This window comes from Crenalkalicoccus roseus (genome assembly GCF_004761865.1).
Taxonomy (GTDB): domain Bacteria; phylum Pseudomonadota; class Alphaproteobacteria; order Acetobacterales; family Acetobacteraceae; genus Crenalkalicoccus; species Crenalkalicoccus roseus.
Map to the genome: position 1 here is coordinate 1 of NZ_SJDM01000061.1, position 14,075 is coordinate 14,075.

A 14,075-nucleotide genomic window follows, 5' to 3' on the forward strand; every position below is an offset into this window, starting at 1 on the left:
GCTGCTGACCGAGGGCGGCGGCTACCGGCTGGATCCGGTCGGCGGCGCGCCGGCGAACTGATCCGGCCGGCGGCCTCGCCGGGCGCATCCGCCCGCGGGACTTCCGGGACCTGATCGCGGCCGGCCGCGACGGGGTTCCGGCCGAGCACCGCGTGCTGGTGAAGGCGGCCCCTGACATGGGGCTCCCGCGCCCGCCGCCAAGTCGGGGCGGGCTTCCTTCCTCCCGCCGCCACCGTCATGGCGCTGGCCTTGCCGGGACGGTTCGGGCAGGCTGGGGGAGGGAGGAAAGGTCATGGCGCTGCCTCGTCTGGCGCGGCGCGGTCTGTTCGCCGCGATCACCGGCTGCCTCGGGACCGGCGCGGCGCACGCCCGGCAGGCCGAGTCCTGGCCGGCGCGCGCGGTGCGGATCGTGGTTCCCTTCACCCCGGGCGGCAGCAACGACGCCCTGGCGCGCCCGCTCGCGGAGCGGCTGCGCGAGCATTTCGGCCAGAGCTTCGTCGTCGAGAACCGCCCGGGCGCAGGCAGTGCGGTCGGGGTGAATTTCGTCGCGCAATCCCCGCCCGACGGCTACACGCTGCTCGTCACCACCTCCTCCGTCACCGCCATCGCCGCGGTCCAGGGTACCGATTTCGATGCCGCGGGCGATCTCGACGCGGTGGCGCTGCTGGCCAGATCTCCGCTCATCGTCGTGGTGCCGCGGGACAGCCCGATCCGGACCATCCCCGACCTGGTACGCCTGGAGCGGGAACGACCCGGCTCCATCCACTACGCCTCCTCGGGGCCGGGCAGCACGACCCACATCATGCAGGAGCTGTTCAACCTGCGCGCCGGCACGCGGATGCAGCACGTCCCCTATCGCGGCACCGCGCCGGCGCTGACGGACCTCGCCGCAGGACGGGTGCAGGTGATGTTCACCACCATCGCCAGCGCCGCCGGGCCGCTGCGCAGCGGCCTGCTGCGCCTCATCGCCTATACCGCCGAAGGCCGGCCGCCCGGCACGCCCGACGCCCCGACCGTGCGCGAGCAGGGGATCGACTACGAGGCGGGCATCTGGTGGGGCCTGTTCGGCCCACGCGGCCTGCCGCCGGCGGTGCGGCGGCGGCTGAACGAGGCTGCCAACGCGGCCCTGGCCGAGCCCGGCTTCGCCCGATACCTGGCGGGGGAGGGCGCGGTGCCGGAGCCGCAGACGCCGGAGCAATTCGCCGCCTTCGTCCGCGAGGAGGTCGCCACCATGGCGGAGGTGGTGCGCGCGGCCTGCATCCGGCCGGATTGATGCCGCCCGGAACGCCGCGGTAAGCCTGCGCCTCGCGGCGCGAAGGGCGGGGCGGCTGCCCCGCCAGACCCGTGCCCCGCCCCGATCCGACGAGAGGAGCCACGATGCGGAACACCGAGGAGATCTGGCGGCTGGTGGACGCCAAGGCGCAGCCCTTTACTGAGCTCTCCGACCGCATCTGGGGCATGCCGGAACTCGCCTATGCCGAGCACCGCTCCTGCGCCGAGCACACGGCCATGCTGGAGGCCGAGGGCTTCCGCGTGACGCGCGCGGTGGCTGGCATCCCGACCGCGGTGATGGGCGAGGCGGGGGAGGGCGGGCCGGTCATCGCCATCCTCGGCGAGTACGACGCCCTGCCCGGCCTGTCGCAGGAGGCCGGCCTGGCCGAGCCGCGCCCACTGCCGGGCGACGGCGTGGGCCATGGCTGCGGGCACAACCTGCTCGGCGCCGCCTCGCTGCTCGCCGCAACGGCGGTGAAGGACTGGCTGGCCGCCAACGGCCTTCCCGGCCGCGTACGCTACTACGGCTGCCCAGCCGAGGAGGGTGGCGCGGCCAAGGGATTCATGGTGCGCGACGGCGCCTTCGACGACGTGGACATCGCCATCACCTGGCACCCGGCCGCCTTCTGCAAGGTGGACGAGGCGCTCTCGCTCGCCAACACGCGCATCGACTTCGCCTTCACCGGCCGCGCCAGCCACGCCGCCGCGGCGCCGCATCTCGGGCGCAGCGCGCTGGATGCCGTGGAGCTGATGAATGTCGGCGTCAACTACATGCGCGAGCACATGCCCTCCGACGCGCGCATCCACTACGCCTATCTCGATGCCGGCGGCGTTGCGCCGAACGTGGTGCAGCCCACCGCGAAGGTGCGCTACCTGATCCGCGCCCGCGACCTCGTGGAGCTGAACCGGCTGGTCGGGCGGGTGCGCCGGATCGCCGAGGGCGCGGCGCTGATGACCGAGACGAAGGTGGAGGCGCGCGTCATCAGCGCGGTCTCCAACCTGCTCGGCAACGCGCCGCTCGAGCGCGCCATGCAGGAGAATTTCGACCGCCTCGGCCCACCCCCCTTCGACGAGGCGGACCGCGCGAAGGCCGCCGAGTTCCAGGCGACGCTCTCCGAGGAGGACATCGCCTCCTCCTGGCGCCGCGCCGGGCTGCCGATGCGCCCGGGCATCAGCCTCTGCGACCAGGTCGTGCCGCTGGAGGTGAAGGGCGTGCCGATGATCGGCTCCACCGATGTCGGCGACGTCTCCTGGAAGGTGCCGACGGTGCAGGCGCGCGGCGCCACCTACGCCATCGGCACGCCGGGCCATTCCTGGCAGCTCACCGCGCAGGGGATGCTGCCCGCGGCGCACAAGGGCATGGTCCACGTGGCGAAGGTGATGGCCGGCACGGCGGTGGACGCGCTGCGCGACCCCGACCTGATCGCCCGCGCCAAGGCGGACCACCAGGCGCGGACCGGCGGTCGGCCCTATGCCTCGCCGCTGCCGCCGGAGGCGAGGCCGCCGCTCGACATGTCGAAGGGGGCGGCGTGATGCCGCGCCTGAGCGAGGCGGCGCGCGGCGTCTTCGTCATCGCGCCGACGCCCTTCGCCGAGGACGGCGCGCTCGACCTCGCAAGCGCCGAGCGGATGACGGAGTTCTTCCTCGCCGCCGGCGCCTCCGGCCTCACCCTGCTCGGCGTGATGGGCGAGGCGCCGAAGCTCGACGCGGAGGAGGCGCTGCGCTTCGCCGCCTGCGTGCTGCGCCGGGTGGACGGTCGCGTACCGGTGGTGGTCGGCGTCTCGGCGCCGGGCTTTGCCGCCATGCGCACCCTCGCCCGCGGCGCCATGCAGGCCGGCGCGGCGGGGGTGATGATCGCCCCGCCCGCCGGGCTGCGCGGCGACGACGCCGTCCTCGCCTACATGGCCCAGGCGGCGGAGGTGGTGGGCGATGCCCCCTGGGTGCTGCAGGACTTCCCGCAGGCCAACGGCATCCATGTCTCGGTGGAGATGATCCGGCGCCTCGCCGCCGACCCGCGCCTCGTGATGCTGAAGGCGGAGGACTGGCCGGGCCTTGACAAGATCACCGCGCTGCGCCGGCTGGAGGCGGAAGGCGGCATCCGCCGCCTCTCCATCCTCGGCGGCAATGGCGGGCTGTTCCTGCCGCACGAGCTGGCGCGCGGGGCCGATGGCGTCATGACCGGCTACGCGGTGCCGGAGATGCTGGTCCGGGTCTGCCGGCTGATGGAGGAGGGGCGGAAGGAGGCGGCGCACGACCTGTTCGACCTGCACCTCCCGCTGATCCGCTACGAGACCCAGCCCGGCCTCGGCCTCGCCGTGCGCAAGCACGTGCTGGCCCGCCGCGGCGTCATCGCCAGCCCGGCGCTGCGGGCGCCGGCGCCGCGCCTCACCCCCGAAACGGTGGCCGAGGTGGAGTTCCTGCTGCGGCGCCTCGCGGCGCGCGACCCGGAGGCCGCCCTCGGCACCTGATCGCGCCCTTGCCGAACCTCCTCGGTTTGTTCGCCGCGTGGTGCCGCGCTATAAGCACCGGCCACGGGGCGGGCGAGGGTGCCGGTCCGGGGGCGCCCGCCCTTTCCGCGGCCCGCGCCGGATCCCGGCGGGGCGGTGCCCGGAAGGCCCTGCCTCGGCGGCCCGCCGGGCGGGCCCAGGACAGACCATCGGAGTGACAGGCGGCGCCTGGCGCCGGATCGAGGACACAGCACAGCGTGAGCGAAACCAACCCGGGCGGGGGCGACGGGGCGCGGCCGGACCAGACCCTGCCGGTCGCCCTCGAGGAGGAGATGCGCCGCTCCTACCTCGACTACGCCATGAGCGTCATCGTCGCGCGCGCCCTGCCGGACGTGCGCGACGGGCTGAAGCCGGTGCACCGGCGCATCCTCTTCGCCATGCAGGAGAGCGGCTACACCCACGACAAGCCGCACCGCAAGTCGGCGCGCGTGGTCGGCGACGTCATGGGCAAGTACCACCCGCATGGCGACGCGGCGATCTACGACGCCATGGTGCGCATGGCCCAGCCCTTCTCCATGCGCGTGCCGCTGGTGGACGGGCAGGGCAATTTCGGCAGCATGGACGGCGATCCGCCGGCGGCGATGCGCTACACCGAGGTGCGCCTGGCGCGCGCCGCCTCCTTCCTGCTCGAGGGGATCGAGGAGGATACGGTCGACTTCCAGCCAAACTACGACGAATCGGCCGAGGAGCCGCGGGTCCTGCCCGCCGCCTTCCCGAACCTGCTGGTCAACGGCGCGGGCGGCATCGCGGTCGGCATGGCGACCAACATCCCCACCCACAACCCGTCCGAGGTGATCGACGCCACGCTGGCGCTGATCGCCGAGCCGGAGACGCCGCTCTCCCGCCTGATGGAGATCATCCCGGGGCCGGACTTCCCGACCGGCGGGCTGATCCTCGGCCGCGCCGGCATCCGCGCCGCCTTCGAGACCGGGCGCGGCTCGATCCCGCTGCGCGCCAGGTGCGAGGTCGAGGAGCTGCGCGGCGGCCGCCAGGCCATCGTCGTCACCGAGATACCCTACCAGGTCAACAAGGCCTCGCTGATCGAAAAGATCGCCGAGCTGGTGCGCGCCAAGGCGGTGGAGGGCATCTCCGACCTGCGCGACGAGAGCGATCGCGAGGGCCTGCGCATCGTCATCGAGCTGAAGCGGGACGCGACGGCGGAGGTGGTGCTGAACCAGCTCTACCGCCTGACGCCGCTGCAGACCTCCTTCGCGGTGAACTTCCTGGCGCTGCACGACGGCCGGCCGCGGCAGATGGGGCTGGTCGAGGCGCTGCGCGCCTTCATCGGCTTCCGCGAGGAGGTGATCCTCCGCCGCAGCCGCCACCGGCTCGCCAAGGCGCGGGAGCGTGGCCACCTGCTGGTCGGCCTCGCCATCGCCGTCGCCAACATCGAGGAGGTGATCCGCCTGATCCGCGCCAGCCGCGACCCGGCCGAGGCGCGCGCGGCGCTGATGGCGCGCGACTGGCCGGCGGGCGACACCGCGGCGCTGCTCGCCCTGGTCGAGGATGCGGGCAACGTCGTCACCCCCGAGGGCACGGTGCGGCTGACCGAGGCGCAGGCGCGCGGCATCCTTGCCCTTACCCTGCAGCGCCTGACCGGCCTCGAGCGCGAGAGGATCACCGCCGAGCTCGCCGAGGTCGGGGCGCGGATCCGGGAGCTGCTGGAGATCCTCGGCAGCCGGCCGCGGCGCATGGAGGTGATGGCGGCGGAGCTGCGCGCCGTCCGCGCCCAGATCGCCGCGCCGCGGCTGACGCGGATCCTCGACGGCGTCGCCGAGCTCGACGACGAGAGCCTGATCGAGCCGGGCATGATGGTCGTCACGCTGACGCGCGACGGCTACGTGAAGCGCACCCCGCTCGAGACCTTCCGGGCGCAGAACCGCGGCGGTCGCGGGCGCAGCGCCGCCGCCACGCGCCAGGACGACGTGGTGGTGCGCAGCTTCATCGCCCACACCCACCAGTGGGTGCTGTTCTTCACCAGCCGCGGCATGGCCTTCCGCGAGAAGGTGTGGCAGCTTCCCGAGGCCGGGCCGACCAGCCGCGGCCGCTCGCTCCGCCAGGTGCTGCAGCTGCGCGAGGAGGAGCAGGTCACCGCCGTCCTGCCGCTGCCGCAGGACGAGGCGCTGTGGGATGGGCTGCACCTGGTCTTCGCCACCGCCTCGGGGAATGTCCGGCGCAACCGGCTCTCGGATTTCCGCAACGTCCGCGCCGCCGGGCTGATCGCGATGAAGCTCGACGAAGGCGACGCGCTGATCGGCGTGCAGACCTGCCGCGAGGGCGACGACGTGCTGCTCGCCACGCGCAACGGCCGCTGCATCCGCTTCCAGGCCGTGGAGGAGACGCTGCGGGTCTTCGCCGGCCGCGACAGCTCCGGCGTGCGGGGCATCCGCCTCGCCGAGGGGGACGCGGTGATCGCCCTTTCGGTGCTGCGCCACTTCGACGCCTCGGCGGAGGAGCGCGAGGCCTATCTCCGCCTCGCCGCCCAGCGCCGCCGCGCCAACGGCAACGGCGCCGAGGAGGTGGAGGCGCCGGAGGAGGCGGGCGAGGAGCCGGTCGCGGAGATCGCGCTCGCCCCCGAGCGCGCGGCCGAGATGGAGGCGGCGGAGGAGATCATCCTCGCCGTCACCGACGGCGGCTTCGGCAAGCGCAGCTCCTCCTACGACTACCGCGTCACCGGCCGCGGCGGGCAGGGCATCGAGGGCATCACGCTGAGCCGCCGCACCGGGCGCGAGGTGGTGGCGACCTTCCCGGTGCGGCCGGGCGACGACGTGATGCTGGTCACCGACACCGGGCGGCTGATCCGCCTGCCGGCCGACCAGGTGCGCTTGACGCGGCGGCGCAGCCTCGGCGTGATGCTGCTGCGGCTGAACCAGGGGGAACGCGTGACGAGCTGCTTTCCGGTCGTGGACGACCAGGGCGAGGCCGGGCCCGAGGCCGGCGCGGCGCAGGCCGGGCCGGCGCCGGACGAGGCGCCGGGCGGGGGCGGAGCCGATGCCTGAGCGCGTCGGCGTCTATCCGGGCACCTTCGACCCGGTGACCAACGGGCATCTCGACGTCATCGGCCGGGCGGCGCGCCTGCTCGACCGCCTGGTGATCGGGGTGGCGATGAACGCCGGCAAGGGGCCGCTCTTCCCGCTCCCCGAACGGGTCGAGCTGGTGAAGGCCGAAACCGACCCGATCGCCGCGCGCACCGGCGCGGTGATCGAGGTGGTGCCCTTCGAGGGGCTGCTGATCGCCTTCGCCCGCTCAGTCGGCGCCCGGATGATCGTGCGCGGCCTGCGCGCCGTCTCCGACTTCGACTACGAGTTCCAGATGACCGGCATGAACCGCCGCCTCGATCCCGACATCGAGACGGTGTTCCTGATGGCCAGCGAGACGAACCAGTTCATCTCCTCGCGTTTCGTGAAGGAGATCGCCCAGCTCGGCGGCGACATCGCGAGCTTCGTGCCGAAGCTGACGCTGCAGCGGACGCTCGCGCGCGTGCGCGCCCCGGCGCCGGGCTGACCAGGAAGGAAGGTCCGATGCGGCGACGCGCATTCGCCGGCCTCGCGCTGTCCGGCCTCGCCGCCCCCGCGGTGGCGCGGGCGCAGGGGCAGGAGCGGCTGGAGTTCACCCTGAAGGACGACGGGCGGGTGCTGATCGAGCTGCTGCCCGAGGTGGCGCCCCGCCATGTCGAGCGGATCAGGGAGCTGACCCGCCGCGGCCTCTACGACGGCACGCCCTTCCACCGCGTGATCGCGGGCTTCATGGCCCAGGGCGGCGATCCCACCGGCACCGGCATGGGCGGGTTCCGCGACCAGGGCTTCCCAGACCTGCCGGCGGAGTTCACCAACCGCTACCGCTTCCTGCGCGGCACCTGCGGCATGGCCCGCACCCAGAACCCGAACAGCGCCAACAGCCAGTTCTTCATCATGTTCGCCCCGGCGCCGAGCCTCGATGGCCAGTACACCATCTGGGGCCGGGTGGTGGCGGGGATGGAGGCGGTGGACCGCATCAAGCGCGGCGACCCGGCCCGGAACGGCCTGGTGCAGAACCCGGACCGGCTGATCCGCGCCCGGCTGGTGACCGTCTGAGCCGGGCGGCGCGCCGGCCACAGCGAAGGAGATCGAGCATGAGCGACGAAGCCGGCACCCCCGCCGAGCCCATTCCTGGCCCCGCGCCCGACCCGCAGGCGGAGGCGCGCGAGAACACCCTGATCCTCGAGCTGAAGCACGGCAAGGTGACGATCGAGCTGCTGCCCGAACTCGCGCCGCAGCACGTGGAGCGGATCAAGGCCCTGACCCGGGCGGGGTTCTACGACAACACGCCCTTCCACCGCGTGATCGAGGGCTTCATGGCCCAGGGCGGCGATCCCACCGGCACCGGCCGCGGCGGCGCGCGGGACCAGGGCTATCCGGACCTGCCGGCGGAGTTTTCCGCGCCCGGCAAGGCCCGCTTCGTGCGCGGCACCTGCGGCATGGCCCGCACCATGGACCCGAACAGCGCCAGCAGCCAGTTCTTCATCATGTTCGCCCCGGCGCCGAGCCTCGATGGCCAGTACACCATCTGGGGCCGGGTGGTGGCGGGGATGGAGGCGGTGGACCGCATCAAGCGCGGCACCGGTCCCAACGGGATGGTGCAGGACCCGGACCGCATCGTCAGCGCCCGCCTCGCCGCCGACCTGCCACCAGCGGCCTAGAGCAGATCGCGGACGGCTGGAAACAGTTAGGAGCGTGACTCTGCTCTACAAACAATGGGCTGGAGCGTTTCCGCGAGCACGGCCGAGCGGAAACGGTCAGGAGCACGCCTCTGCCCCGAGGGCGGCGGACCCGGCGGCGCCAGTGCCGGGCGGGGTTGACAGCCCCGGCCGGCGCGCCGAAGCAGCATGGCGCGCGGCACCGCGAAGAGCCGGTAGCTCAGCTGGTAGAGCACGGGACTTTTAATCTCGTGGCCGTGGGTTCGAATCCCACCCGGCTCACCATCCCTTCCGCCTCACTCCCTCCAGAAGCCCGATCTTCAGCTCCCGGAAGGCGCGGCGGAAGCGGGAGGTGCGCTGCTCCTCCAGCATCGCCTCCAGCTCCCGGCCGAGCGCACGCAGCCGCGCTTCACCGAGCCGCGCCGCATGCACGAACATCGAGCGCTCCTCCGAGCCGGCATGGTGCTCCACAGCCGCGCGCAGCGCCCGCAGATGCGCCCCGAACTCCGGGCTCGCGGTGTCGAGCTTCAGCGTCATCGTCAGCAGGTCGGAAAGCTGGCGATGCTCCGAATGCGCGATGGCGACGTCGTCGCTGACCGCCCGCACCGCCGGGTAGAAGAGGTGATCCTCCACATATTCGTGGATCTCTAGCTCGGAGGCGAGGGTGCGCAGCAGGTCGCGCCGCTCCGGGTTTCCGGGCGGCAGCGCCTCGATGCGGGCGAACAGGCCGCGCAGCAGGTCGTGGAGCTCGGTCAGCACCTCCTCGGCCCTGCGCGCCAGCGGGATGCCGCCCGTCTCCTTCCCGGCAGCGGCCTGGGCGACATCCTCGGGGAAGACGGCCTCCTCGCCGGGCTCCGGCACCCGGCGGAGCTCCACCATGCCGTCCCGGACGCCCACCGCGTAACGCGGCTGCGGGGCGGTGGAGGGGCCGCTCGCCGGGCAGCCGGTGCCGAGAGGGTAGCGCGAGCCGTGCCAGGGGCAGACGAGGCGCCCTTCCAGCACCCAGCCCTCGTCCAGTGGCCCGCCCATGTGGGAACAGCGCGCCCCCAGCGCGTAGACGCGCCCGCCATGCCGCACCAGCACCACGCCCACCTCCTGGCGGAGGGCGGGGTCCCAGACCTCCACCCGACGCGGCCGGTCCTCCGCCAGCTCCGCGAGGGGCAGTACCGGCACGAAGTCCCGCGGCTTCGGGCTGTGGTCGGCATGGTCCACGCCGACGCGCCTGCGATAGACGAGGTGCCCGCCGAGATAGCCGCCAAGGGCCATGCAAGCCCAGCCGGCGGCGCTGAGCGCGCGGCCCTCGGCGCGGTGCCCGCGCCGGCGCAGCCCAATCGAGGCGAGGGTGAGGGCGAGGGCGGTGCCATTGGCCAGCGCGTGGACGAGGCCGAGCCGCCGCTCGCGGCCGTTGGTGTACTGCCAGTCCGCAAGGCCGGCGGCGGCGGCGACCGCGCCGGCGGCGCCCGCCTTCAGCGCCGCGTCAGCGGCCTCGGCACCGCGACGGGAGCGCAGCAGGCCAAGCGCCGCCCACGCCGCCTCATGCGGTGGCCGCTTCCGACCGGAGATCCGATCCCGTGCCTTCCATGTCTCGACCTCCCCCGGCATGCGGCACCGGAACGCCGCCCCGGCCGGGCCGTTCTGCCGCGGCTCCGCCTGCCCAAGCGACTCCAGCGGGCGGGACCCTGCAACGCCAGAGGCTCCCGGCCGGCCTCAGCGGGGCGGGCCGGCGGTCGGCGACGCGCCGCGCATGGCCTCGGCCGTCGCGCGGTCCCGCGCATCGGGGCTGGCAGCGAGTCCGGCCATGGCGCCCTCCCGGTCGGCGGTGCCGCGATTCTGGCTCAGCTTGCGCTTGCCGTGCAGCCGATCGATCCGCAGCGCGATGCCGACGATGCCCTTGAGCTGCGCGGCGATGAAATCCTGCGGCGCGTCATCCAGCGCCCAGGGGCGGGGCTGCGCCCGCTCGTGCCACGTGGTGAGGCGGGAGAGCAGGGCGCGCAGCGCCGCCGGCTCCTCGATGAGGGCGACCCGTCCCTCGGCATGCACCGCCTCGTAATTCCAGGTGGGCACCACCCGCCCGTGCTCGGCCTTCGAGGGATACCAGTTCGGCGAGACATAGGCCTCGGTGCCGCGGAACACCGCGACCGCCCGCCCCGCCTCGGCAAGGCGGCGCCAATGCGGGTTGGCGCGGGCAAGATGGCCGTAGAGGGTGCCGTGCGGCCCCTCCTCCTCGACCAGCGTCAGGGGCAGGTGGGTGATGTCGGGCAATCCCGAGGTACCATTCGAGGCCAGCATGGCGAGCCGGGCATCCCGGATCAGCACCCGCAGGATCTCGGGCCTGTCCTCGCGGAAGGCGGGGGGCTGGTAGAGCATCCCTGCATGCTGCCGCGGCCGGGTGGCGCGGTCCATGCCGCGCTATCCGACCCGGCATGTTCGCAGCGCGGGCCTTCAGGCGCCGCCCTTGCCCGGAGGCTCGCTGGCCGAGCCGCCAAGGGAGCGCCGGCCCTCGCCGCCGCCGACAGGGGTATCCGGATCCGGGGCACGTTCCGTCTCCGCCGCCGCGGCCTCGGTTCGGGCCCGATCATCGCTGGGGCGGCCCTTCGGGGCCGCCTCGCCGGCCGGGCCGGCATCCCCCCGCACCGGGGCACCGCGCGTCTTCTCTGCGGGCTTCCAGGCGCCGCCGCGAGGAGGCGCCTGGGTCTGCTGGTTCGGGTCGTTCTCCGCCATGCCGGCCTCCATTCCCGATCAGTGCCAGCGCTGGGCCGCCCGCTCGGTTCCCGACCGCCGGTCAGGGGCAGGCGCGGGCGCGACCCTCGACGAAGTCGAGCAGGCAGGTGCCGTAGCGCTGGACGAAGCGCGAATCGGCGCCACCGCCATGGCCGCTCACCTCGGGGGGGCGGTCCAGGAACAGGAGGGCGCCGACCCGGGGGGCGGTCAGGGCGCGGAAGATGCCGGCCCGCCGCTCCGGATCGGGGTCGAATTCGTCGCGGGCGAAATTCACCACCACCACCCGCGTCTCGGGGCTGCGCGCGGAGGCGACGACGCGGCGTAGATCGTCGAGTGCCCAGGCCCAGGCGGGGCTGCCCGTGGCGCCGTGCGCCGCCGGCGCCACCGCCACCACGCCGTCGGCGAGGCCGGGCGCGGCGAGGGCCTGCAGCGCGTTCCAGGCGCCGCGCGACTGGCCGCCGACCACGACGCGCTGGTAGCCCTGGGCGCGCAGGCTGCGCAGCGCCTCGCGCATCCACTCCGCCGCGGCGTCAGTCTCGTCGGTCTCCGGGGCGCGGTCGAAGCGGAGCACGTCGTAGCCGGCGTTATTGAACACCCGCACATGCGGCTGCGGCTGGGTACCGCGGCTGTCCTGGCCGCCGGCGGCGCGGCCATGAGCCCAGAGATAGGCGCCCTTCGCCTCCCGCGGCCCCTGCCACAGGAAGCGGGCGTCCGGCACCAGGTTCCAGCCTGGCCCACCGGCGAGCGGAATCTCCGCCGGGCGCGGCGCGGCGCTCTCCAGGCCCGGCCAGACGACGTCGAGGTCGCGGGCGTAGAGGCGGCAATCCACCCCGCCCCAGTGGCGGCAGATCTCAAGGGCCCGCGCCTCGGTGGCTGCGGGGCTTTCCAGGGCCGCGGCCCAGCCCCAGCTACCGTTCGTGCCGAGGGCGAAGGCCCGGGGCGTGGCCTGGAGCAGGAAGCGTCGGTAATCGGCGCGCCCGTCGGGGCTCAGATTCGGCACGGCGGCGACATCGAGCACGGCGGCCGGCGGCGTGGCGGCGATGCTGGCCGGTTCCGGCACCCTTGCGAAGGCGGTCGCGGCCAGGGCGGCGGCTCCAAGGAGCGCGCAGGATACAATGCGATACAACATTGCGTGATGAGTCCCCCGACCAAGGGAACCATATCGCGAGAGGCGATCGCAAGAGCTTGACTTATTGCGAAACGCGAAATTCCGGGGTCTCCAGCCCGCCCCTGCCGCCGGATGAGGCACCGGCCGCGGAACCTGCCTGCGGCGTGATCGGTTTCGGCGGCGCACCCCCGTTGCGCCGCCGCCCGGGCAGGGCGCCCGGCTTGCCCGTGCCGGGCGGCGGCGGCATGGTGCCGCGCTTCCGGCCCTCCCCGGCGCCCCCTGGCGGGGGCAGGGGGCGGCACAGTCTCCCGAGGTGCCCCCGATGCGCGTCAAGGACGTGAAGAAGGTCGTGCTCGCCTATTCCGGCGGCCTCGACACCAGCGTCATCCTGAAATGGCTGCAGACCACCTACCGCTGCGAGGTGGTCACCTTCACCGCCGATCTCGGTCAGGGGGAGGAACTCGGCCCGGCGCGCGACAAGGCGCTGCTGCTCGGCATCCGGCCCGAGAACGTGTTCATGGACGACCTGCGCGAGGAGTTCGTCCGCGACTTCGTCTTCCCGATGTTCCGGGCCAACGCGCTCTACGAGGGCCTCTACCTGCTCGGCACCTCCATCGCGCGTCCGCTGATCGCCAAGCGCCAGATCGAGATCGCCGAGCAGGTCGGCGCCGACGCGGTGGCGCATGGCGCCACGGGCAAGGGGAACGACCAGGTGCGCTTCGAGCTCAGCTACTACGCGCTGAAGCCGGACGTGAAGGTGATCGCGCCCTGGCGCGAATGGGACCTCACCTCCCGCACCAGGCTGATCGAGTTCGCCGAGGCGCACCAGATCCCGATCGCCAAGGACAAGCGTGGCGAGGCGCCCTTCTCGGTGGACGCCAACCTGCTGCACTCCTCGAGCGAGGGGAAGATCCTGGAGGATCCCTGGGAGGCGCCGGACGAGATGGTCTGGCAGCGCACCATCGCCCCCTGGGAGGCGCCCGACCGGCCCGAGGAGATCGTCATCGAGTTCGAGCGCGGCGACGCAATCGGCGTCAACGGCGAGCGCCTGTCGCCGGCCGCGCTGCTGACGCGGCTGAACGCGCTCGGCCGCGACAACGGCATCGGCCGGCTCGACCTGGTCGAGAACCGCTTTGTCGGCATGAAGTCCCGCGGCTGCTACGAGACCCCGGGCGGCACCATCCTGCACCTGGCGCACCGCGCGATCGAGAGCATCACGCTCGACCGGGAGGCGGCGCACCTGAAGGACTCGCTGATGCCGCGCTACGCCGAGTTGGTCTACAATGGCTTCTGGTTCAGCCCGGAGCGGCGCATGCTGCAGGCGCTGGTGGACGAGAGCCAGCGGAGCGTCACCGGCGAGGTGCGGCTCAAGCTCTACCGCGGCAACGTCATCGTCACCGGCCGCCGCTCCCCGAACAGCCTCTACTCGATGCGGCACGTCACCTTCGAGGAGGATCAGGGCGCCTACGACCAGTTCGACGCGCAGGGTTTCATCAAGCTGAACGCGCTGCGCCTGCGCCTTGGCGCCATGGCCGGGCGCCGCGGCGGGGCGCTGTAGCGCGGGGGGCGTTGCCGCCCGGCCGCGTCTTGCCCCACAGCGTGGCCCGCTCATTGGGCGGCTGAGTCGCCGCTCCGGTGCTCCCGCCTCCGCGGATCAGGCGCCGGAGCATCTTCCGTTAGCCCTGGCTCACGGAAAATGCTCTGGCCCGTTGCGTGCGCGCGCTTCTTTACCCGTTCAGGCGAGACCGCCTGAACGGGCTCCGCTCTAAGCCGCGTGGACAAACCTGATCCA

The 14,075-nt window shown here is 73.4% G+C and carries 11 protein-coding genes and 1 tRNA gene; 9 read left to right on the forward strand and 3 right to left on the reverse strand.

The window, feature by feature from the left end; genetic code table 11:
- Nucleotides 1-292: 292 nt before the first annotated feature.
- The 8 genes from ET526_RS19545 to ET526_RS19585 all read left to right on the forward strand — a co-directional run bounded on the left by ET526_RS19545 (nt 293) and on the right by ET526_RS19585 (nt 8,739).
- Nucleotides 293-1,273 (forward strand): Bug family tripartite tricarboxylate transporter substrate binding protein, encoded by a 981-nt coding sequence (locus ET526_RS19545; protein WP_135470453.1) that lies wholly within the window; start codon nt 293-295, stop codon nt 1,271-1,273.
- A 104-nt stretch (nt 1,274-1,377) separates the two neighbouring features.
- Entirely contained in the window at nt 1,378-2,805 is a 1,428-nt protein-coding gene (locus ET526_RS19550; RefSeq protein WP_135470456.1) for a M20 family metallopeptidase, read from the forward strand.
- Complete coding sequence (locus tag ET526_RS19555) at nt 2,805-3,740, forward strand: dihydrodipicolinate synthase family protein (RefSeq protein WP_135470459.1); 936 nt, start codon at nt 2,805-2,807, stop codon at nt 3,738-3,740. The genes ET526_RS19550 and ET526_RS19555 overlap by 1 nt, the downstream gene beginning before the upstream one ends.
- A gap of 236 nt (nt 3,741-3,976) precedes the next feature.
- Nucleotides 3,977-6,778, forward strand: a complete 2,802-nt coding sequence (gene gyrA / locus ET526_RS19565; RefSeq protein ID WP_408869779.1) for a DNA gyrase subunit A — start codon at nt 3,977-3,979, stop codon at nt 6,776-6,778.
- On the forward strand, nt 6,771-7,283 hold the full coding sequence (gene coaD / locus ET526_RS19570) for a pantetheine-phosphate adenylyltransferase (RefSeq protein ID WP_135470463.1): 513 nt from the start codon (nt 6,771-6,773) through the stop codon (nt 7,281-7,283). Before gyrA ends, coaD begins: the two co-directional genes overlap by 8 nt.
- Nucleotides 7,284-7,300: 17 nt before the next feature.
- Complete coding sequence (locus ET526_RS19575) at nt 7,301-7,852, forward strand: peptidylprolyl isomerase (RefSeq protein ID WP_135470465.1); 552 nt, start codon at nt 7,301-7,303, stop codon at nt 7,850-7,852.
- Nucleotides 7,853-7,890: 38 nt separating this feature from the next.
- Nucleotides 7,891-8,457 (forward strand): peptidylprolyl isomerase, encoded by a 567-nt coding sequence (locus ET526_RS19580; RefSeq protein ID WP_135470467.1) that lies wholly within the window; start codon nt 7,891-7,893, stop codon nt 8,455-8,457.
- Between the two features lie 206 nt (nt 8,458-8,663).
- A tRNA-Lys gene (locus tag ET526_RS19585) sits at nt 8,664-8,739 on the forward strand.
- Here ET526_RS19585 and ET526_RS19590 read toward each other — a convergent pair.
- From ET526_RS19590 to ET526_RS19600, 3 genes are all read right to left on the reverse strand, one after another.
- The gene (locus tag ET526_RS19590) at nt 8,734-10,056 is read right to left on the reverse strand and encodes a Rieske 2Fe-2S domain-containing protein (RefSeq protein WP_135470469.1); all 1,323 of its coding nucleotides are present in this window, start codon (nt 10,054-10,056) and stop codon (nt 8,734-8,736) included. The two genes, ET526_RS19585 and ET526_RS19590, sit on opposite strands and share 6 nt — an antisense overlap.
- A 105-nt stretch (nt 10,057-10,161) precedes the next feature.
- The gene (locus tag ET526_RS19595; protein WP_240048494.1) at nt 10,162-10,857 is read right to left on the reverse strand and encodes an FMN-binding negative transcriptional regulator; all 696 of its coding nucleotides are present in this window, start codon (nt 10,855-10,857) and stop codon (nt 10,162-10,164) included.
- Between the two features lie 379 nt (nt 10,858-11,236).
- Nucleotides 11,237-12,235 carry an alpha/beta fold hydrolase gene (locus ET526_RS19600; protein ID WP_135470472.1) on the reverse strand — a complete coding sequence of 333 codons (999 nt, stop codon included), beginning with the start codon at nt 12,233-12,235 and terminating at the stop codon, nt 11,237-11,239.
- 370 nt (nt 12,236-12,605) lie between these two features.
- On the opposite strand from ET526_RS19600, the gene ET526_RS19605 reads away from it, so the two are divergent.
- Entirely contained in the window at nt 12,606-13,841 is a 1,236-nt protein-coding gene (locus ET526_RS19605; protein WP_135470475.1) for an argininosuccinate synthase, read from the forward strand.
- Nucleotides 13,842-14,075: the final 234 nt, after the last annotated feature.